The 22271-nt window shown below is 46.9% G+C and carries 14 protein-coding genes; 2 read left to right on the top strand and 12 right to left on the bottom strand.

What is annotated here, in order from left to right; genetic code table 11:
- Nucleotide 1: 1 nt before the first annotated feature.
- The 6 genes from ACJJIW_RS08735 to ACJJIW_RS08710 all read right to left on the bottom strand — a co-directional run bounded on the left by ACJJIW_RS08735 (nt 2) and on the right by ACJJIW_RS08710 (nt 7141).
- On the bottom strand, nt 2-1513 hold the full coding sequence (locus ACJJIW_RS08735; RefSeq protein ID WP_444937125.1) for a tryptophan halogenase family protein: 1512 nt from the start codon (nt 1511-1513) through the stop codon (nt 2-4).
- A 135-nt stretch (nt 1514-1648) separates the two neighbouring features.
- On the bottom strand, nt 1649-4510 hold the full coding sequence (locus ACJJIW_RS08730) for a TonB-dependent receptor (protein ID WP_444937124.1): 2862 nt from the start codon (nt 4508-4510) through the stop codon (nt 1649-1651).
- 170 nt (nt 4511-4680) lie between these two features.
- A complete protein-coding gene (gene glk / locus ACJJIW_RS08725) occupies nt 4681-5643 on the bottom strand; it encodes a glucokinase (RefSeq protein ID WP_444937123.1) in 963 nt (320 codons plus the stop codon).
- Nucleotides 5644-5834: 191 nt separating this feature from the next.
- Nucleotides 5835-6143 carry a DUF1272 domain-containing protein gene (locus ACJJIW_RS08720; RefSeq protein ID WP_444937122.1) on the bottom strand — a complete coding sequence of 103 codons (309 nt, stop codon included), beginning with the start codon at nt 6141-6143 and terminating at the stop codon, nt 5835-5837.
- A 329-nt stretch (nt 6144-6472) separates the two neighbouring features.
- Nucleotides 6473-6784: a cupin domain-containing protein gene (locus ACJJIW_RS08715; RefSeq protein ID WP_444911629.1), complete on the bottom strand. Its 312-nt coding sequence runs from the start codon at nt 6782-6784 to the stop codon at nt 6473-6475.
- A gap of 60 nt (nt 6785-6844) precedes the next feature.
- The gene (locus ACJJIW_RS08710; protein ID WP_444937121.1) at nt 6845-7141 is read right to left on the bottom strand and encodes a hypothetical protein; all 297 of its coding nucleotides are present in this window, start codon (nt 7139-7141) and stop codon (nt 6845-6847) included.
- A 353-nt stretch (nt 7142-7494) separates the two neighbouring features.
- Here ACJJIW_RS08710 and ACJJIW_RS08705 point away from each other — a divergent pair, with 353 nt between their 5' ends.
- Nucleotides 7495-8088: a TetR/AcrR family transcriptional regulator gene (locus ACJJIW_RS08705; RefSeq protein WP_444937120.1), complete on the top strand. Its 594-nt coding sequence runs from the start codon at nt 7495-7497 to the stop codon at nt 8086-8088.
- A 68-nt stretch (nt 8089-8156) separates the two neighbouring features.
- Here ACJJIW_RS08705 and ACJJIW_RS08700 read toward each other — a convergent pair whose 3' ends face one another.
- Genes ACJJIW_RS08700 through ACJJIW_RS08690 form a run of 3 tightly spaced genes read right to left on the bottom strand, consistent with a single transcriptional unit; the run spans nt 8157 to nt 12506 of the window.
- Nucleotides 8157-9341, bottom strand: coding sequence for a hypothetical protein (locus ACJJIW_RS08700; protein ID WP_444937119.1), 1185 nt, complete (start codon nt 9339-9341; stop codon nt 8157-8159).
- An 11-nt stretch (nt 9342-9352) separates the two neighbouring features.
- The gene (locus tag ACJJIW_RS08695) at nt 9353-10168 is read right to left on the bottom strand and encodes an outer membrane lipoprotein-sorting protein (protein WP_413663521.1); all 816 of its coding nucleotides are present in this window, start codon (nt 10166-10168) and stop codon (nt 9353-9355) included.
- Nucleotides 10149-12506 (bottom strand): efflux RND transporter permease subunit, encoded by a 2358-nt coding sequence (locus tag ACJJIW_RS08690; RefSeq protein WP_444937118.1) that lies wholly within the window; start codon nt 12504-12506, stop codon nt 10149-10151. Before ACJJIW_RS08690 ends, ACJJIW_RS08695 begins: the two co-directional genes overlap by 20 nt.
- Before the next feature lie 896 nt (nt 12507-13402).
- Here ACJJIW_RS08690 and ACJJIW_RS08685 point away from each other — a divergent pair.
- Complete coding sequence (locus tag ACJJIW_RS08685) at nt 13403-14704, top strand: M20 family metallopeptidase (protein ID WP_413663523.1); 1302 nt, start codon at nt 13403-13405, stop codon at nt 14702-14704.
- Nucleotides 14705-14744: 40 nt separating this feature from the next.
- On the opposite strand, the gene ACJJIW_RS08680 is transcribed toward ACJJIW_RS08685, so the two are convergent.
- The 3 genes from ACJJIW_RS08680 to ACJJIW_RS08670 all read right to left on the bottom strand — a co-directional run bounded on the left by ACJJIW_RS08680 (nt 14745) and on the right by ACJJIW_RS08670 (nt 22050).
- On the bottom strand, nt 14745-17720 hold the full coding sequence (locus ACJJIW_RS08680) for a PKD domain-containing protein (RefSeq protein ID WP_444937117.1): 2976 nt from the start codon (nt 17718-17720) through the stop codon (nt 14745-14747).
- Between the two features lie 234 nt (nt 17721-17954).
- Entirely contained in the window at nt 17955-20300 is a 2346-nt protein-coding gene (locus tag ACJJIW_RS08675) for an FG-GAP repeat domain-containing protein (RefSeq protein WP_444937116.1), read from the bottom strand.
- A 277-nt stretch (nt 20301-20577) separates the two neighbouring features.
- Nucleotides 20578-22050: a DEAD/DEAH box helicase gene (locus ACJJIW_RS08670; protein ID WP_444937356.1), complete on the bottom strand. Its 1473-nt coding sequence runs from the start codon at nt 22048-22050 to the stop codon at nt 20578-20580.
- Between the last annotated feature and the right edge of the window lie 221 nt (nt 22051-22271).

Raw genomic sequence — 22271 nt, 5'->3', positions numbered from 1 at the left:
CCTACCCCATCCTTAATTGATTTAACTGATCCATGTGCGGCATAAAGTTCAGAGCACAGCGGCGGTTAAAATCCCTGATTTCGTCCAGTTTATATTTGTGTGCGAGCTCATTACCTAGACGCAACTGTTCCTGTCCCGGGTAAATCCCCTTGCCAGTCAACAGGCAATTCCAGGATACATTCGGGAAATAGACATCCAATTTTTGATTCAGTAGTTCATCAGTAATATTCTTGCCTGCCATCCAGGACATCAAGATTGAGCGCAGGGAGGGAGATATCTTTTCATTAGTCCCATTGGCAATCCAATAATCCGTATCAGTTCTCGAACTAATACGGTAGTGACAGACGATATAGTCCCGCACTGCATCAAAACGAGCACTGATACGATTATTAAAATCATCCCTATACTTATCTGTATGATCACCATTGTTGTAGGCCTCAATAAAGCGCACAACGGTTTCCTGAACCATATCCAGCGCCGTTGCCTCCAAAGGCTCAATAAAGCCTTGGGAGAGCCCCACCGCCAGGCAGTTCTTGGCCCAGTGTTGGGCAACCCGTCCCACCTTGAACTTTAATCTACGCGCCTCGACATCACTGTCCAACAACCCCAAGTGAGCGCGAAATTCCGTTTCTGCCTTGTCATCGTCGACAAAGCGAGAGCTGTAAACATAGCCGTTGCCATTGCGATTAGTCAGGGGGATTTTCCAGGCCCAGCCATATTTCATCGCAGTAGAAATAGTATGCGGTGCATACTCTTTATCCTGATCTGTAGCAAATACAACCGCAGAATCGTTAAACAGACTCTCAGCGCTACTAATGAAAGGAACTTTCAGGGATTGTTGTATAAGACTTCCACGGAAGCCGGAACTGTCCACATACAGATCCGCTTTGAGAACCTCACCATCAGTAGTTTTCAGATGATCAATATTCCCCTGTGCATCGAGCATGGCGCCAGCCACTGTCGCCACCTTATAGCGAACGCCTTTTTTTTCGGCAACACGACGCAGGAACTGGCCCAATAAACCAGAATCAAAATGATAGCCATAGGCAATTTCAAAAGGGAAGTTTTCCGGCGCGACTGGAGATAATTTTTGCCGTATCATCTCAGTAGCCAGAAAGAAATGATCCGGATGTCCCTCCAGGTCAACGCCTTTCCTGCGCAAGTAACTATTATGAAAAAATGCCGGGATAGTAAATTGGTCAGGCTGGCCAACAAAAGGATGAACATACTCAGTAAAGCCCGGCTTAACCGACCAATCCCTAAAGGTAATTCCCACTTTGTAAGTAGCGTTACAGGCAGGCATCCACTCTGATTCGCTAACTCCTATAGCCTCCATAAAACCTTTTAGCGGTGGAGTTGATCCCTCCCCAACACCGATAATCCCGATATCCGGTGATTCCACCAAGGTGATTTCAAACCCTTTATCCTGCCAGTGGGTCGCCATCAGATTGGCAGTTATCCAGCCAGCGGTACCCCCGCCAAGAATAATTATTTTTTTGCGTTGATTGCTCATGGCGACTCTCAAAAATTCGGCACCGCACTTATTTTCGGGCCATTTGATATTTCAAAAAAAACCGCCCGGCAAGCGTAGCTCAGCGGGCGGTCTCTTATCACACCTTCAGTTTTACACCGAAAGAATCAGCGATACTTAGTAGCTATAGTTCAAGCCGAGGTAGAACTGACGCCCAAACTCAGTGTATTCACCGAGGACACCATCTACTCCGTATGATTTCACATCAGCCTCATCCGTAAGATTGTTCGCTGAGAGAATCACATCGATACCATTATCAAATGCGTAGGATATCTGTGCATCGACAGTAGTATAGGCTTGCGCTTCCACAGGTGTGGAGCTGCCTGGTACCGGCATATTCAGGATAAATTCATCCCGATAGCGAACATTGACGTGGGAGCTGAAATTACCGATATCCCAGAATACTGTAGTGCTCCAGACATTTTCAGAGAGGCCCGGCAACGGCAGGTTTTCACCATAGAGGCTACCGCCACTCACTTCGGTTTCACTCTCAGTATATGAATAGCTGGCGGTCATACCCAGGCCAGCCCAAATACCCGGCAGCTGATCAAAGGTTTTAGTACCCGCAAGCTCAATGCCTCGAATATATCCGCCCTTGTCGTTATTCACGTAAGTTTCGAAAGCACCGGCTTCCAGGCCAACTGGAATTTCAATACCCAGGGAATCAAATAACGCCGTTCGATCTGCCTGGCTGTCCAGGTAGATATACTGCTTTTCTACCAGGCTTTCGATATCTTTCCAGAAAATGGCTGCAGTTACCGCGCCGCCATCTTCGAAATAGTGCTCATAAGCCAAGTCAAACTGGTTTGCACGGAAAGGATCGAGGTAGGGAGACCCCTTGGTCCAAACGTTGTACTCCGTAGCGCCATCGTTGTTAACACTGTTCCAGGAGCCTGCGCCCCCCTTCAGCTGCCCAACCGGCGGACGGCCCATAACTTTAGCTGCTGCAAAGCGAATGTAGTCCTGCTCGGTCAGCTCAAAGTTCAAGTTAAGGGAAGGCAGGGTGTCTGTGTATTCGGGGCCGTACTCAACATAGTCGTAGCTATCTGATGTTACACCCACATCATCAGTAATTTCGATACCATTGCCAGCACCCACATTTTGGATACCGCTGGACTTCACATCGGTTTCAACAACCCGTACACCGAAATTACCAGTTACTGGAATACTACCCAACTGGGTTTCGATGTTGGCCATCAGGTAGTAGGCAAAAACTTCCTCTTTCACAGCACCGGACTCAACGAAAGTCCAGTCCTGGCTAAATACCTTTTTACCTTCGTAATTACCGGCACCAAAAATACTGGAAGCCAGGGCATCCATATCGTTGACTACGAATTGTGGTATCCCATTAGTGGATTCAACACTGACATAGCCATCCAGCAGTTGCGGCTCACAGTCGATGTCGGACAGGTTATCCGCACAGTAGCCATTGAATTGGCCATCGCGGCTACCGTAAAGGAAGGCTCCTCGCTCAGAGTCAAAAGTGCGCTCAGAGACACGGAATCCAGTCTCAATAGAGGCAATGGCTCGCCACTCCAGGTCGAACTTGTAATCTAGTTTGAAGGCTTCAACTTTATCGGTGTACTCGTGGGGGTATTCTTCGTAGCGAGACAGACGCATGGTGTCCAGATCGGTGAAATCTACACCGGAGAAAACGCCTGAGGGAATACCGTCACCATTAAGGGAATAGGCAAAGCTCTGCCCAGCAGCTTCTTCCCAAGTCTCTAAATTTCCATCGTCATCGTAGGTCAGGTCGTAAGCGTGCATGGACACAATTTGGTCCTTGCGCGTCTTGGTGCCCTTACTGTAGGAGTAGTCAACGGCCAGGGTATGGCGGTCAGCAAAATTCCACTCCAAGTTCAGGCCAACACTATCGCTGTCCGCCTGGGTGGATTGATCCTCAGAGCGGGATTCAAACCAGGGGCTGGAATCGTAAACTGTTTTTGGCTCGGTAATACTAACCGTACCATCGGTAACCACACCGCCGTTTACTTCCGTATCGGAAAGGGTATACATGTCTGTATTAGCCAGGCCACCAACCGTAATGCCGTGGCGAGTATCCACACGTTCAAAGTCAGATTTAAAGTAATCCAACTGGGCCTTGAAACCATCGGTAGGCTCAAAAACGACACTGGCCAGGTAACCATTACGAGTATCGGTACCATCACCTGACTGCCATTGGAATGCGCGCGGCAAGGCATCTGCGCTGCCATCGCCATCGTAATCAACACCCTGCTCATAGCCAATCTGGGCGTCTGCACCCGTGCGGGACTTTACGAAGCTATTCGGCTGCTCAAGGTGGGAGTAACCCAGGGCGACGCCCACCTTGTCATCCATAAATTTACCCATGTACGACAGGGTGACACGCTCACCGAACTCGTCGGCACCGACGTCGTCTGCTGCGTCGTTAAACGACATACGCACATTGGCATTAAAGTTGTGTTCTTTCTCGGCGTCGAGAGGATTGGCTGTTTTCAGCTCTACAGAGCCCGCTACACCACCTTCGATATGAGAGGCTTTCGGAGTCTTGTAGACCGCAGCCTGATTAATCAGCTCAGCTGGGTACTGGTCAAAAGATATCCAGCGAGTACTTTCGGTATAACCACTGGTAGAGGCCTGCTCACGACCATTCAGGGTGGTCTGCAGGAAGTCGCCGTTCATACCGCGGATATTTAGCTGTGAGGACTGACCATTGGATCGCACGGTGGTTACGCCGGGCAGACGGCCCAGGGCATCGGCGATTGATTGGTCGGGAAGAGATGACAGAGCGCCCGCATCTACCACATCGGCCACAACATCGGCGGCGCGCTTGGCTTCAACGGAGTCCAAAACGCTGGTGCGAATACCGGTAACTGTTACTTCTTCCAGTGTTTCCTGCTCCTGCGCATAGGCCCCAACCGAGGTGGACACGGAGGCCGCGATGGCAGCAGATAGCAAAGTGGGTCTGAGCGCCCCTTTACCTTTATTGGATAGACTCATCATCTTCTCCCTGGACTTATCGTTATGTTGAGACCCTGCATCCTAGGGCGGCCCCTAATCCATAACATCCTCCCCCGAGGGGGGAGGAGACGGGAAAAAGTGTGAGATCAATCACAGGTGTAATTTAATACACGTTTGTCAGGCCATAACCCAACAAAAGTACCAGGCAATTACCCCTCAAGCTGTACTGCAGCGCCAATCAAGGCCTGATAACCCGCGTTCAACGCGTATACCGGAACGGCCTCCATCCATTGAGCGACACGCCCTTTCGTCAGGAAACGCTGCTCAAACTCGCTCTCAGGTAGCAGTTCAGCGATCCTGGGCAGTATACCACCGCCCAAGAATACCCCACCACGAGCGCCCATATACAAAGCCGCATCTCCGGCCGCACTGCCGAGGAAATTGAGGAAATCTATCAGAGCTTCACGGCACAGCGGATCTGAACCTTCAAGGCCACGGGCGCTGATATCGGGGGGCGTCAGGTCCTCAGCAATCTCTCCGTTCAGCTCGCAAACTGCGCGATAGAGATTAACCAGCCCATTGCCCGACAAAACCCATTCGTTGAAAACGGGTAGCTGGGTTTTCATCAGAATTTGCAGCAACTGCAATTCACGCTCAGTGGAGACTGTCAGGTTGGCATGCCCACCCTCTCCCGCCAGCACATGGTATCGGCCATCGGCTTCAGCCAGTCCGGCAACACCGAGGCCGGTTCCGGGACCTAGCACCGCCATAGGGGCACCTGCCTGCCGGGGAGTATCACGCAGTACCTGGTAATCTGATTCGGCCAGACGGGGCAAAGACTGAGCCAAGGCGGCAAAATCATTAATCAGCTCTAGGTGGGGAAAGCTAAACTCTTGTGCCAGCTCCCCGGCGTCAATAGTCCAGCCCAGATTAGTCATATAAACCTTTCCACCAGTTGGGGTCATCTCCAGCGGACCGGCTGCTGCAATACACGCCTTTTCCGGGCGCGGCTGGTTTAACCCATCGAGCCAGTGCTGTAATGCTACATCAAATCCCTCGAAGCGTTGGCAATCAACGACTTTGAGTTCTTCCAGCTGATAACCCTCTGCTACAGGCTTGGCGATGGCAAATCGGGCGTTGGTCCCACCGATATCCGCTACGATACTCGTCATAGTTATCCTTCTAACTTCCCCCTAAAAAAGGCGATATAACTTAAGGCGTCAGACAAAATATTGCCAGCCCCAAAGCTTACTACAGAGGACAACTCACCCTATAAAGAAACCGCATAACCCCATACATAACCCAGATAAGCTCGATAAACCTCGCAACAGAAAACCAAACTGCAACTTTCAGTCACTTTATTTTAGCGATCAGCGGGGGGGATATTTTTCACGCTATCGGTAAACGAGCAGATTTCATCTTTACTAAATCGAGTATTGACTCGCTTCTGTGAGGCCGGTTGATAGCTAATACTCACACCGCTACGCCGCGCAACCTGGGGTCGAATAGGGCGGGGGCAAAAATTACCGCCACAGTTAGGGCAGACGTTACTGAGTAATGTCTCGACGCAGGGCTGGCAGAAAGTACATTCGTAAGTACATATCATCGCCTCTTCCGAGTTTGGCGGTAGATCTTTATCGCAATTCTCACAGTTCGGCCTTAACTCCAGCATCCCAGTTCCCTCCTTGTTCGCTAAATAATTTTTTGAAGTTTATTAGTCTTAATTTCTCGCTCAACCTCCCTACACAAAGGAAGTTATCCCAACAGAAAATAACTACATAAAATCTGTATAAGCTTTATATATGGAAGATTAAATAGCTTTTTATATTAACGACTTACTCTCTCCAATAGTGGTATTAAAATGACAGTAAATCGACAAATTCCGACATGATCCACTGTTACAAAATCAACATTGCAAAATGCTTATCCAAACCATCAAATTGATGACTATCTCTCGATAAGATAACCACATTAATTAATTTCTAAGAAAGGAAAACCAACTTAGACACTTCCCTCAGATTCCACAACCAGAATGCGAGCCTCACCAACAGGATGAGCTACATGTTCCGTGCCCTCAGAAGCGTGGAATATATCACCAGGTCCAAGAAGTTCCGATTCGGTTCTACCTGCCACTTTGTAAAACATTTCTACATGACCATCGAGAACAGCGAAGACTTCCTGGCCATCATTGATATGCCAAATATAAGGTTTATTAGTCCAATGCAGTTTAGTGGTAATCCCGTTCATATTTGCGATAAGTTGCGATTCCCAGGGCTTACTACCGGTAAAATCTCTGCTACGCACTATTTTCATAATGTTTATTCCAATATCGCTTTATAAAATTTCCGGAACCACCATTTAGAGAGTCGGTAACTATAAGGCGGGTTCTTCAGGCGCAGGTGTAGTCATAACACCATTTTCATCAGCCTTTTTTTCTGCCAGCTCATCAACTCGCCTCACCCCAAAAGTCACCGTTGGTGGAATCCCCATCCCCAGATCGATGTCCGCAACACGATAATTGCATCCCCTGGCTTTAAGAATGGCATTCACCTTCTCCTGCTTCTCAACCGCTTTGATAACGGTATTGGCTATTACTTCATCACTGCTAAAAGCGGTTACGGACTCATTGACCCTTTCACCGAGTTCCTTGGCTTTATCAAAAATACCCATAATTTACTATTCCATCTCTATTCATTCGCGGCCGAAATCATAGGTTAAATATCTATTTTTAGGAACCGCAAGCAGGTAGCCCTGACTCCACCTCGGGGTCACAGCAAGCAAAGGTTAAGACGAGCTGGTCACTTGAAGCAGAGACTTTGAGCAACCACTTAAAAGGGGCTCATTAGTCAGCACCAGGCCTTTGTACAAAATAATCTGACCACCTATTCATGAACCGGCAAATCCGCTGGATTATTCATGCCAAAACCTATTTTCCCCCTATAATTTCGAGACTCTCCCGCTCTCGTCTTGCCCACCCCAGATTGATGTGTCACTATCATTTTTTTGAGGTTTGGTAACGATAAATGAGTGGGCGCAAGCAGTTCGATGAGTCACAAGTACTAGACAAGGCCATGCGCGTTTTCTGGGAAAAAGGCTACAAAGCAACTTCCTTGTCGGATCTTGAATCGGCCATGGGACTGAATAAATCCAGTATCTACAACACCTTCCAAAGCAAGGAAGGGTTGTATGGCCGCTGTCTGGAACATTTCCACACCCAATACGCCTGCGATGCTATGGATACCTTGAATCACCCGGACTTCCGCACAGCCATGGGCGGCTTCCTGGAAATGCTTCAGTCAGGTATGGAGAGCTCTGAAACTCCAGAAGGCTGTATCGCTACTATGGCAGCTATGGAGGTGGGTGCCAGTGAAGGATTTCTCGCTGACCTGGTAGCCAAGGGTACCAATGATATGCTGAACCGGATCGAAACCCGTATGCAGAAGGCTATTAACGATGGCCAATTGCAAGCCGGTGTCGATTGTGCCGCCCTCGCCGCGATGGTTATGGCGGTAAGCCGAGGCGTAGTGGCCCTGAATAAAGGCACGGGCAGTACCACAGCAGGCAAAAACAGTTACCAACAGCTATCCACAATTCTGGACCAGTATACACTTCCCTAAAAAAGCCCACCCCAAAACTTCTTGCCTCTTTGGGGTGGGAATGGGGGTATTCCTGTGAGAATTAACTTTTAGAAATAGCGACGTAATTCCAACTGAAAATAGTCGTCGTTGCGCAAATTGTAGGTAGGGTCTTCTTCATCGGCATTACCGAAAAAACGCGCTTCCGCTTCCATTAACCAGCGGTCATTTAGTCGGTGGGTCAGTTCCAGATTGGAAAAACGACTACCGTTATCCAAATCGGTACTTACGGCAAATAAAAGCTCCGTATCCTGCGTATTATTTAGAGCGTATCGCGCACCTATCGCAATGTCATTTTGACTGGTCGTAGACCAAGGTCCGGTACGATCATCAAATTGATACTCCATTAATACCCCAAGATCTGAGACCGTTTCGCCAATACCATAAAATGTATATTCGAAACCGCCGACAGCCGCTGTCTGGCGACCTTCACCGCGAGGTTTAAATGAAATAGCTTCAAACTTCCACAACCAATCTCCACGGGTAGTTTGGATGTCCACACCCGTCTGATCGATCTGTGCATAGTAAGGCGCAAGCAAGCCATCTTCCGTAAGCAATAATAATGGATCCCGATTAGTGCCGGAAAAATGGCTGAGGCCCAGGTCCCAATCTCCAAGTACATGGCTGTAACGCAAGGCCCAATCTATGTGCTTTTCCTCCCGGTCAGATTGATAGACCGCAGCATCCTCATCCACCGGCAGCGGAGCACGTAATCGCCCTTCCCGGCCAGCAAACTGACGCTCACGAAAACCCAGTAAACCGTACACCTCCAGTGTTCCCCAATCACGCTCCATCAGGAGGTTAATCATGGGTTGGCCAAGCTTGTCTTCACCATCGATATTTTCCAACGCATCATCCTGGTTAATCACATCCACCAAGTGCACGGTTTCAGTAACTCCCCAAAATACTTTGCGCACCCCGGCATAAAGCTCGAAACTATCGTAAGCTTTCCACCAGTAAAGCTCGCCGAGATCCGCGTGATTGCGATCGCTATCCTCACTGTCCCAGCGCCCAAAGACACTGGCCACAACACGCTGGTTTCCATCGTCAAAATCTCGGTAGTACTCGAGATTTAAAGACGCAGAAAGACCGGCATCACTTTGTGCTGAATCCAAAGGGTCTGCGGTGAATGCGCGGGCCTCCAGGCCCGCATAACCGCTCAACTCATTTGCTCCAGCCATATGACTCAACGCCGCCAATAGTGGCAACAAAGTGAGTATTTTTCGGTTAACCATGGGCGCAATCCCTATTTCGCCCTGGAGAGACTATTTTTGGTGAAGTCGCGATCGGTAAAACCATTGCCAAATACCCAGTCGCCGTACAACAACTCTGTGGATTTACCAGTCTGGTGATTAACCATTTCCATTTTATTGGCTCGCCAGTATTGATCGCCGTACTGGTTGTAGTCGGAAATCGTGAGGGTCTTCATCAGGTCCCCTTTTCGGTCATAATAGTCGGTTCTCCATGCGCGGTACTCCTCTGTATCAACCCAAAGGTGTTGAATGGAATAACCGGATTTAGGATCAACCGGGTCCAACTCCAGAACAAAGTGATCGCGGCCATCGAAAGACTCGTTGCGCAAATATTTATAGGTGTATTTCTCCACCTCCTGTGAGGCGATATCTTCATAGGAGAATTCACTACCCATAAATGGTCCAGACTTGTTACTGGAGGAAATACGCTTTACTCGCTTTAAAGCAGGCAAATAGAGCCACTGGTCATCGGAGCCCACTTTATGAGTAAAGGACAAAAATGCTGTGCCCTTTACATCCCGAGGGTTGTCAAAAATCACCAGGGATTTATCTCCGTCATTTTCCTGCTCCAGAGTTTTGGTGCGCATAGCCCGCACACTCTCCTCACCATATTTATTGCGCAGGGTCATTGTTAGGCTGTTGCTGAGATCGCCGAATCCCAAGTCGCGGCGGTCCGCCTCCTTGGCAATTTCCAGACCTTTTTCTGCGGCCAGATCCAGTTCACTGGCAGAAACAGATAAAGCTGCCAGAGCCAGGGCACCTGCTAGGGCCCGTGTCAAAAACGGTTTATTAGAGCGGCTGGGTTGCATAGTTTTGCTCCTTATTTTCAATAGGGGTGATAGCGGGGTCGTACGCCTTGGCATCGAGCTTCATCAAGAGAATCGGAAGAAGCAGGAAATCCGCCAGCAAGGCCATCAAAATGCAAATTGCGGTCAGAAGTGCCATGGAAGAATTCATACCGAAGGAGGACTGGGCCAACACCATAAATCCGGCAATCAGAATGACTGAGGTCACAACTATCGCTACACCCACTGAAGAGAAGGCGTAACGCAGTCCGTCCTCCACGTTATAGCCTGCACGGCGCTGGCGCAGGTATTTACTGAGGAAGTGCACTGTGTCATCTACCACAATACCCAGTGCCATACCGGTCACCATAGTGACAGCCACATTGACTTCAGCTACCAGTGCACCCCAGAGGCCAAATGCCAGGCCGGCCGGCAACAAGTTGGGAATTAAGCTTAAGAAACCGAGTTTGACACTGCGCAGGGCAATACCAATCAGTGCAGAAATTAACACCAGCGCAACCAGAGTGCCCACCAACATGCCCTCCATATTGCGCTCGGCAATATTGGCAAACATGATCGCCGGACCTACACCATAGGCAGTTACACCAATGTTTTTCTCCAGCCAATTACTGCCGGCATCCGCTACCGATTTGAGTTCTTTCGACTTGAGGTTATCGAGAGTCACAATAATCTGCGTCGACGACTTAGCCACATTCAGCTGATTATTTAAATCCAAGCCGTAGGGAAGAGACAGCTCGTACAGTAATAAATACTGGGCTGCCAATTCCTGCTCTTCAGGCAACCTGTAGTAGGCCGGATCGTCAGCATGCAGATTTTTGTTCAAGCGCTTGAAAGTATCGCCAATGGTATTGACATGGCGCACCCCGGGCTGGGCCTGCATCCACTCAGTGAAACGCTCCAGATTGGCAAGAAACTCCGGATTGCTAACACCATTGTTGTCACCGGATTCGATCGAGTAAATCAGCTGGTAAATACCGGAGAGGTTGTCATTGATATAATCTGAATCGGTTCGGAACTCCACAGATTCATCAAAGTAACCAACAAAGTCATCATTAATCTCATTGTTTGGAATCATTGCCAGTAATCCCAACGAGACAATGACTCCCGCCAGTAGTATCGGGCGCTGACGGCGAATCACAAAATCTCCCAGAGTATCCATGGAGCGTCCAATTTTGGATTCACTGGCGCGACTCTTGGCTGGCAGTATCGCCATCAATGCAGGCAGTAAGGTAACCGATAAGAAGAAAGCCACCATCACACCCATCGCGGTAATATTACCCAGATCGTGGAAGGGAGGCGCATCGGAAAAGTTCATCGACAAAAAGCCAATGGCGGTAGTGATCGAAGTTAAGAACACGGGCCCCATGTTGAGCTGCAAGCTCTCTTTAATTGCATCGTGCTTGCTGAGTCCACGGCGCATTGCAGCAAATAGACTCACCAATATATGTATCGAGTCCGCCACTGCGAGAGTCATAATAATGGTGGGCGCAGAAGCGGAGGGCGGTGTCAATTTAACACCTATAAAACCGGCCAAACCCATGCCTGCGGCCATGGAGAAGACGATAACCAACAGCGCTGCAAAAGTCGCACTGAAGCTCCGCACCAATAAAAATACAACTGCAATAATCACCAGGTACATGAGCGGAACTAAGGTGCTCATATCTGACTGAGAGGCTTCAAAAAATGCATTACTCAGTAAAATAATACCGGTCGCATAGACCTCTACATCGTATTTTGCCTCAATCTCTTCCATCAATGCCTGTGCAGCTTCAGCCGCTTCAGGGGTTTCATGCATGGATTTTTGTGGAAGCTGGAAGGTGATATTTATCCCTGTAACGGAGCCATCACTATTTACCAGGCGCTCCTTCAAAGTGGGATCTGCCAGCGCTACAGCCTTGATAGAAGCCAGGGTTTCTGCATCTAAACTGCTGGCATTTTCCACCAAGTCCTGTACCAGAAGGTCATCTTCTTCAGCAATGGTGTGCTGGAAGTTAGTGATTGAATCCACCCGCAGCGCATAGGGTAACAACCAGGATTTCTCGGTCATCTCCTCTACGGCTGCCAGGGCATCATTGGAAAAGGCATTGCCATATTTTGGCACTACCGCAAACAGAATATTGTCATTCTTAGTGTAAGTGCGCTGGATTTGCTCATAAGCTTGTAGTTGAGGATTAGCTTCACTAAAGAATGCCCGGTAATCATTGTTGAAACCCAGGAATCTTGCTCCGCTTACCGCAAAGAAGGCTAACAGTAGTGCGCCAATGGCTACCAGCCATCGATATCGAATAAGCCAATCCGCATAACGGCTGACCCAATTCGAAGGTAATTGGGGGGATGACATGAAATCAGCTCCTTCAAACAACTTGATAGAAAAATAATTAATCAACAACCTAAGCAAATGGGTATTTACTTACGGCCACAGAATCCCGTAATAGCCAATATAAGATCAGCTACAAAATTTGATAAAAAGGCACACTAATGCCATCAGCCAAACCGTATATATTGCCGAGACATCAATAAAAAATTATCGCTTTTGGCGCTATAAGAACCACTTCTTTGTAATTAATGGTAGCCAACTATCAGGCAAAGCTTATCTTTCCCCAACACAGGGGCGACCACCAGAGAGCCGTAGAGTTAAGAGAATACCTAATTTAAAATATCGTAAATCTAACAATAAATATAATAATTATTAATATATGCCTAAGACAGGCAGATATATTAGTAACCTGCCAATTATTATCACTATAAATTAACTCGTTAATTATCCTCTAAGAAATAATTAGGGGCTCGACAAGTTAAACATCTCTAATTGTTTCCAACCATTACTTTAATCACGTATTTAGGCCCAAAGTGATTGGTCAGCAATACCAATAGCCTTGGACACCGTAGCTACTTCTGGGCATTCCATTGCGCCCACTAAAACAGCAGTACAACAGCCTGCCCAACCTATGACCAACCTATGACCAACCTATGACCAACCTATGACCAACCTATGACCAACCAGTATCAATTTCTGTATCACCCAGTCTCGTGAAAACCTTGAGAACCTCCTGCAGCCCTCATTGTTCTGTGGTTATAGCTCTTTCCACAATCTATACAGAACATCTTGAACCGTTCGGTACATCATGTCAACAGCGGAAATTCAAAATATATAAAGGCAAGACAGCTTGAGGGAGTCGGCTGCGCAAGATCTGAGTTAAAATCGGGCGACGATAATGAGAATGAAGGAATTGTGCTGTGAAAAAACTACTCCTGCCCATCGCAATCGGTGCATCGCTGCTGGCTACTCATGCCTTTGCAAGCGATCCTAAGCCTCAGCAATTGCTGGAAAATACTGAATCCAAAGTGATCGAGTGGCGTCGCCACCTGCACCAGAACCCAGAACTGGGCAATCGCGAATTTGAAACAGCCAAATATATTGAAAAACACTTACGTGCACTGGGCCTTGAAGTTGAAACAGGTATCGCCCATACCGGCCTTGTGGGCTTTTTGAGAGGCGGCAAACCGGGACCAACTGTTGCCTTGCGCGCGGACATGGACGCTCTGCCAGTCACCGAGAGAACCGATGTGCCCTTCGCTTCCAAAGCGAGAACCACTTACCAAGGTAAAGATGTTGGCGTTATGCATGCCTGTGGCCACGATACCCATGTGGCCATGCTGATGGGCACTGCCGAGGTCCTGGCAGGCCTTCGCGATGAGCTGGCTGGAAACGTCTTGTTTATATTCCAGCCCGCAGAAGAAGGCGCACCGGACAATGAAGAAGGTGGCGCGGAGTTGATGCTCAAAGAAGGGATCTTCAAGAAGTACAAGCCGGACGTGGCCTTTGGCCAGCATGTCACTTCATCACTACCCACCGGCGTCATCGGCTATCGCTCGGGCCCGCTTATGGCCGCTGCCGATGAATTCCGTATTACCATCAATGGCCGCCAAACCCATGGCTCACGCCCCTGGGGTGGAGTGGACCCTATTGTCGCCGCCGCACAAGTCGTAATGGGCACCCAAGCCATTGTCAGCCGCCAGATCGACATCACCAAAGAGCCCGCAGTCGTTTCCTTCGGACGTATTGACGGTGGTGTCCGTAACAATATCATTCCCGATAGTGTCTATCTGAATGGCACCATCCGTAATTTTGATATGGATAACCGTGCAGAAATTTTCAAACGCTTAAAAACCACTGCGGAGTTAATTGCTGAAAGCTCCGGTGCAAGCGCAGATGTGGAGATTCTGGAGGGCTATCCGGTAACGATAAATAATGCGGAGCTGACAGAAATGGCCCTGCCTATTCTGAGATCTGCTGTCGGCGACAAGAATGTTGTAGAAGTACCCAAAATCACGGGGGCAGAAGATTTCTCCTACTACGCCAATGAGGTCCCTGGCTTTTTCTACTTCCTGGGAGTAACTCCTAGGGATCAGGATGCTAGCCAAGCTCCAAGCAATCACTCACCGCTTTTCTATGTGGATGAGGACGCTTTGCGTAAGGGTACTGAAGCGCTGACCCTGTTAACTTTGGATTATATGGCGAACTATAAAAAACAGTAATTGTAAAGGAGCCCCTCTTGGGGCTCTCTTTCACAATTATCTATTCCTCAACATCTAAGGTTATAGTTTTTTCAGTTGTTGCTCCATCATCATCCGTAATGCTGAATTTGAAAGACAAAGTGGCGGGCTCTGCTGGTGTCATAAAATAAGCAGTCAGCTTGTCCGCATCAATCAATTCAACTGCAGGGCCAGATACCTGCTCCCATTTCTGGCTCACAATAGTTCCATCCTGATCTCTTGAAGCCCCACCGCTCAAGGTCGAAATTGTATTAATCTTAACACCGCCAACAGCCCCATATGCAATAACCATAAACGGTGGAATGTTCCCTTCTACGATTACCGTAAATATACTCGTTACTATTTGGCCATTGTTGTCTTCAACCTCCAGCTCAAACTCCAGAGTAAACTCACTTCCCGGGTTTTGCGGTGCTATAAAACTCGCACTACCATCAGTGTGAGTTATCAATTCAATCCCCCTATCGGAGAGGGAACTCCAGCGATAGTCGACAATATGCGCACCAGGGACATCCCAAGAAATGCCAGGAACCAGTAAGACATTTTCACCGGGCTCAACTTCTTGAGTAGTGCTTATTACTTTCGGGGGAACTAACTCAACATCTACGCTGACGGTCATTTGGCTTGTCGCCCCTCTGTCATCAGTGACACTCAATTTAAATGACAATACAGCTGGCTCTGCTGGAGCTTTAAAATTGGCAATTAAATTATTAGCATTTACTAATTCAACGGGTGGACCCGATACTTGCTCCCATTGTTGGCTCACAATATATCCATCTGGATCATTTGAATAGGAACCATCTAAAGTCACATTTGTATTCGGTTGAACCACTCTCATAGTTCCAACACCCATATTTGGGGGCATATTCTGCTTAACAATTACAGTAAATAAACCCGTGGCTGTCAGGCCATCGTTATCCTCGACCTCAAGTTCAAACTTCAGTTCTACTTCTGTACCCAAAGGAACTTGGGGCGCTAAAAAGCTCGCACTACCGTCGGCGTGGACTGTTAATTCGATATCAATATCAGAGAGTGAGCGCCAGCGATAATCTACAATATGGCCGTCACTATCCCCAACCCAACCTTTAAGCAAGACTTCCTCGCCTGGGTCTACTATTATTAGAAAAGTGCTTCCGACCACAGGAGGTGTTAACACCTTAACAAAAAAAAACCTTTTCTGTTCAGTTTTTGCACCACCGTTATCTTCAATCTCAATCGTAAATACTAGTGCTGAGAAAGACACTCCTGGCTCTGCAACTATCCTTGGAACAGTAAAGGTTACGGAACCATCATCAAGCTCTTTCAGCTCAATACGCGGGCCACTAGAAACCTGCTGCCAATGATAGCTAACGATGGTTCCATCGGGATCATAAGACTGGCCTGCGGATAATGTAACCTCTTGGCCGGCAGTAAATGCTGACATTGGCTGGTCGACTATCAAAACAGGAGCTAAATTAACTCCAACACTAACCGCCACTATGCTAGTATTCTTTAGACCCTTATCATCCTCAACTTCCAGCTCGAAAATTAACTCCTGTACAACTCCAGTAATTTCGGAGGGCGCGGTAAAGCTAGCGAAACCATTACCAGAGTCATCTAAGATAACAGGAGTACCGGAAATCTGTGTCCAGCGGTAAGCCACAATACTGCCGTCGGAATCTGAAGACAGAGTACCATTGAGCAGTACCGCCGAATTACCTTCAGCAGTTTGATTTTCACCGGCGATAGCCGTGGGTGGCTGGTTGATATACCCAGCACCACCTTTTAATATAACCAATCCCTGTAACGGATTTGCGACAACGATATCCGCAATACCATCCCCGTTGATATCTCCACTAGCCATACTCTGGGGGCTAGTATAAGTTGCACCAGGAATGGCAATTTGTTCACTCAAAGCCAAGGTACCATCATCTTGCTGTTGATAAATTCTTAAGAACTCTCCACTGTCCGGCAAGACAACTAAATCAGCAAGGCCATCATTATCAATATCTTTTATTAAAAGCTCTCCAGGAGGACTTCCAAAGCTGTGAATTTCAGGTTGCTGTAATAAGCTATCTTCTCCCTGGTAATATACAGCGATTCTTAAATTATCCTGCCCTCCACCCACTATTGATAACGAAATATCATTGCGGCCATCATTATTAAGGTCACCAATTGCGATTCCTTTTATTTTAATATCTTCATTGACATCAGCATTTCCATCTAATTCAATACTGATAATTTCATTCAACCTCAAAGAATCATCCGGCGCTAGAACAACCAACCTACTTTGGGGGGAACCGTTAGCAATTAGAGAAATATCTGTTATACCATCTCCATCCACGTCACCCAGTGCCACCTGCCCTGGACTTTCAATAGCTAGATCGCTAGCGGTACTCACAAAGGTAGGTGGCTCCCCTACTTTATGGGTTATTACAGCACCATTCTCTTCCCAACTAACTCCAAGGATTCCTTTATTATTATTGCCAAGGTCGGCAATTGCGACTCGCTCAGAATAGGAGTTATCCAAGGATTCCGCATATACTAAACCGTTCGCAGGATCTTGCAGGTATAGCTCAGTTACGCCGCCACCAACTCCGACAATAACATCTTTCAAACCATCGCTATCAAGATCACCTACGGTAATAGACTGAGGCAGACTTGCCTCTCCACCTGCAAGGGGGTAATCAATAGATTCAGTCAGGCCACCAAATTCGTCCTGTAGAAATACTTTTAGCTTAAAGTCATTTTCTGGATCAAAATTGCTCGATGTAGTTAGTACAACATCATCAAGTCCATCATTATTTAAATCAGCAATAGCGATGACCTCTGTTTTTGATCCTGTGGAATAAATCTCTACCGGCTGAAACTGAACCTCTCCAATTGCAGTGCTTGCAAGCAGAAAAGCAGCTGAGGAAAGAGCAAAATATTTTGCAAGTAATTTAAGTTTCACAACATCTCCTTGTGTAATTTGCTTTAAAAAGCGGGCGCAATTTAGCACAAAATATGGAAATAAAAGCAAAACCCAAAGAATTAAATGGCAAAGCAGACACTAGTCTCAAATCATAATTACCAAGACCTAAAATATGAACGCACACAATGAGTTAGAGGAAATATATTTTATAGAAACCTCAAGCAACCATCACACTGCTTGGAGGAAAACCATTTTTTAATATTATTAAAAAACTTAGATCAAATAAGCATATAGAGATAGGCAGAATAAAAGTAAAAAAGAGCCCCGTTGGGGCTCCATCTATTAATTTGAAGGGATCAACTCATAAACTCTAACTGATGTGTCAAAAGTGCTACTTTCTCCATCATCATCGATCACTGTTACAGCAAAAACTAACGTGGCCTGCTCCGAAGGAGCAGTAAAATTAGCGGAAATACTATTTGAATTAGCTATAGCAACTGAAGGACCAGATACTTGCTGCCATTGATAACTTACTATTTCTCCATCCCTATCAAAGGCACCTGAAGCATCAAGGGTAACGGGAAAGTTCGGCTGAACGATTTTCATTAAATCAGAAGGTACTATTGGAGGCATATTCCGCTCCACAGTCACGTTAATCATACTAGTCGACTTAAGACCATCATTATCTTCAACCTCCAGCTCAAAAGTAAGGAGGGCTCTCGATTCAGCAGAAATAATAGGTGCGATAAAGCTAGCTGTACCATTAGGATAATTAACTACGTCAATATCGGAAAGCGAACGCCAGTTATAACTAATGATTTCACCGTCAGCATCACTGGACATTCTACCATCCAGAAGAACCTCTTCCCCAGAATAAACTGTTTGGGCAGCGACGGGAATTGCCATTGGCGGAGCAAGCTTCTGTACATTAACTTGAGCAATAACACTGCTTTCCAGACCTTCGTTATCAGTGACTACTAACTCAAACTCCAATATCTCAAAAGATATAAACGGATAGCTAGATATTAATACTGGACTAGAAAAACTGACAGTAGTTTCTGACTCTTGCTCCAACTCTACAGGCTCACCCGCTACTTGTTTCCACTCATAGCTAATAATCTCTCCGAATAAATCTCTTGAGGAACTACCATTTAGGGTTACAACCTCATCCGCACCTACTACCTGAAAGGTATTTGTAATTGCTGTAGGAGGAATATTTCCATCCAAAGTAATGATTGCTTTATCAACAGAAACTATATTTTCATTATCTTCAATTTCTAATTCGAAAACCAAAGATTCATCCATACCCAAATACGAGTATTTAGATAAAGGTGCGAGAAAAGTAGCAAACCCATTACTCGTGTCATTTAATGTTACAGGGGAACCTGACAGCTGTCTCCAGCGATAATCTATAATGCTTCCATCTCTATCAGATGAGTGAGTGCCATCTAACAATATTATTTGGTCTTTTCTGGTTTCTTGATCATCTCCTGCATCAGCTAAAGGTGCCAAGTTAGTACCCTGGGTATTTCCCTTCAACAAGACCAAACCGGTAGAGGGGCTTGCAATAACAACATCGGGAATTCCATCGCTATTAATATCCCCTACATCTATCCCCTGAAAATTATTATAAGAATCTTCTGGTATATCATATGAAAAATGCTCCAACATCCTATCACTACTTAATTTTCTATGAATAGATATCGTATTACCCTGCAAAGGAACTGCTATAAATTCGCTACTTAAATCATTATTTAAGTCATAGGCCAGCAATATTCCATATGCATTCTCAACTGGAGCAAAGATAGTATTTTCTAATATCCCATTATCTTTTTGATAAAAAACCATTTCAGTAGTATCAGAATCATCTCCATCGACAGAAAGCCATATATCAGCACGACCATCACTATTCAAATCATCAACTGAAATGTTATTTACTGAAAATGCCTCATCAATTTCATAATATTGTATTGGAGCAAAACTTCCATTTGACTCGGAAAGCATTACAGCCAAAGCACTACGCTCTGACTGCTTGACAACTGTAATAACATCCTCAACACCATCTCTGTTCATATCTTTGAGAGCCAAGCTGATTGAATCATCAGGCTCCATAAGATATATATAGGACAAACGATTATTTATCGGATCATCCTTCATAGCATAAATGGCAAGTCCAACTTCCTCAGAACCTATTCCAACAATATCATCAATTCCATCCCCCGTAACATCTGCAACAGCTATTTTGCTAGATCGAGATGAACTGATAGATTCACTTAACACTAGTGTCCCATCATGAAGCTGCGAGAAAATATCTATTCGCTCACCGCCAAATGCAACTGCAATATCCAGAAGTCCATCACCATTTAAATCCCCAACATCAATGGATTTTGGTAGAATTGTGCCATCTCCATCCAGTAAATAATCTACGGGCTCCTGTAACTGTCCATACTCATCTTGTAAAAATATCTTTAGCTTAAAATCATTCTCAGGATCAAAATTACTGGAGGTACTCACTACCACATCATCACGACCATCATTATTCATGTCCGCAACGGCGACAGCCTCCGCTCTTGACCCTGTCGAATAAATCTCTGCTGGCTGAAATTGAACTTCCTCGCTCACAGCACTTGCACATAGAAAGGTAATAGAGGGAAGAACAAAGAATTTCGAGAGTAACTTAAGCTTCACAACATCTCCTTGTGTAAAATCGCTTCAAAAGCGGAAGCAAATTAGCACAAAATGTGAAAATGAAGTGTGATCAATTATGAAATAAAATATCAAGAAAAAGACACAAAAGCAGACACTAGTACCGAAAAAATAAATTTAAAAATTAACTTTCAAAAAATGTATTTCTTTAAGTAAATTAGGCAGGTAAATAGATAAAGTTAAAAGGGACCTCCTAGGTTTTTTCTAAGAAATAAAAAAGCGGCCTAAGCCGCTTTTTTATTTCTTTTAATTAAACACGCTAAGCGCTTTCCGAACGTCCTCTACTAGGACGCCGTCTCGGAGCTCGTTGTGGCTTCTGTCCATCACTGCGACCAGCCTCAGCACCGCGCCCTTTACCGTTACCGCCCGTGCGCTTAGCTGGGGCCCCTTTACCCGCAGAGGCGTTACCACTGCGGCTGCTAGAATTTCCACGCCCCTCAGGCTTACCGCGTCCATTACCGCGGTTGCCCCGACGCTCCTCGCTATTGCCGCGCACTTCACGCCGCCCATCACTCTTCTGAGAGTTACCCGCTGGGCGCTTGCTGGAGCCTGGCTTTTGCAACCCACCCCGCTTTGGATTACCGGATGCGGGCACCTGGTGGTCCGGCTCAAACTCTTCGATTTCCTCGCGCGGAATTGGCTTGCCGATCAAGCGCTCAATATCGCGAAGCTGCTTAATCTCATCAGCGCTAACAAGGGATACCGCTTGCCCCTGAGCGCCTGCACGCCCTGTGCGGCCAATACGGTGGACATAGTCCTCAGGCACATTGGGCAAATCAAAATTTACTACCTGGGGCAGCTGGTCAATGTCGATGCCTCGGGCTGCGATATCAGTCGCCACAAGAATCTGTACTTTGCCGGCTTTAAAGTCCGCCAGGGCACGAGTTCGTGCATTTTGACTTTTATTACCATGAATGGCTGCTGCCAGGATGCCGTCACCTTCGAGCTGTTTTACCAGCCTGTTGGCACCATGTTTAGTTCGACTAAAGACCAAAGCTTGGTGCCAGTTATTATCCCTAATCAAATGACTAAGCAGTTTCGTTTTTCGAGCCTTATCCACAGGATGGAGCTTCTGTCGCACCGTTTTAGTAGTGGAGTTGCGTGGACTGACATCAATTTCCAGCGGATCTTTTACCAAGCCTTTCGCCAGCTGACGAATATCTGGTGAAAAAGTTGCGGAGAATAGAAGGTTCTGACGCTTAGCCGGTAAAATCCTCAATACTCGTTTGATATCGTGGATGAAGCCCATATCCAGCATGCGGTCTGCTTCATCAAGTACTAGAGCTTCTAAGCGATCGAAGCGAATTGCACCTTGATTGTGCAGATCCAGCAAGCGCCCAGGGGTAGCTACCAAAATATCCGCTCCGCCTCGCAGACGAGAAATCTGGGGGTTGATCTTCACACCACCAAACACCACCGCATGGCGCATAGGCAGGTACTGGCTGTACCCCTGCACATTATCGAAAACCTGAGCCGCCAATTCACGGGTTGGAGTGAGCACCAGTGCGCGTACTTGCCCTTTTCTAGCGCGCTCACCCTGGCTAAGACGATGCAACAGCGGCAAAGTGAAGCCAGCCGTCTTACCGGTACCAGTTTGGGCTGCGGCCATAATATCGCTGCCCTTCATTACCGCTGGAATAGCTTGTGCCTGGATTGGCGTAGGCGCAGTGTATCCCTGCTCTGCAACGGCACGGGCAATCTCCTGGGCAAGGCCCAGATCTTCAAACAACATAAATAAACCTCGAACTGCGCCGCAGGCGCAATCAAACACACTCACTCCCCCTGAGGGAATGAAGAGAGAAATCGGAGTCGACATCGGGAGCCTGTATTGCTCCCAGCGTGTACAGCCGTCTAATCGCCAGTCCTCGTAACCGGCGCGCGGCATTCAGTAGAAATTTCCTGGAAGAATTTTTGAAAAGTTCCGGAGGGGCTACCGGCGGATCACCGGCCTAC

The sequence above is a fragment of the Microbulbifer maximicatervae (SeqCode) genome (genome assembly GCF_052467815.1).
This window is presented reverse-complemented; position numbering and strand designations above follow the sequence as displayed.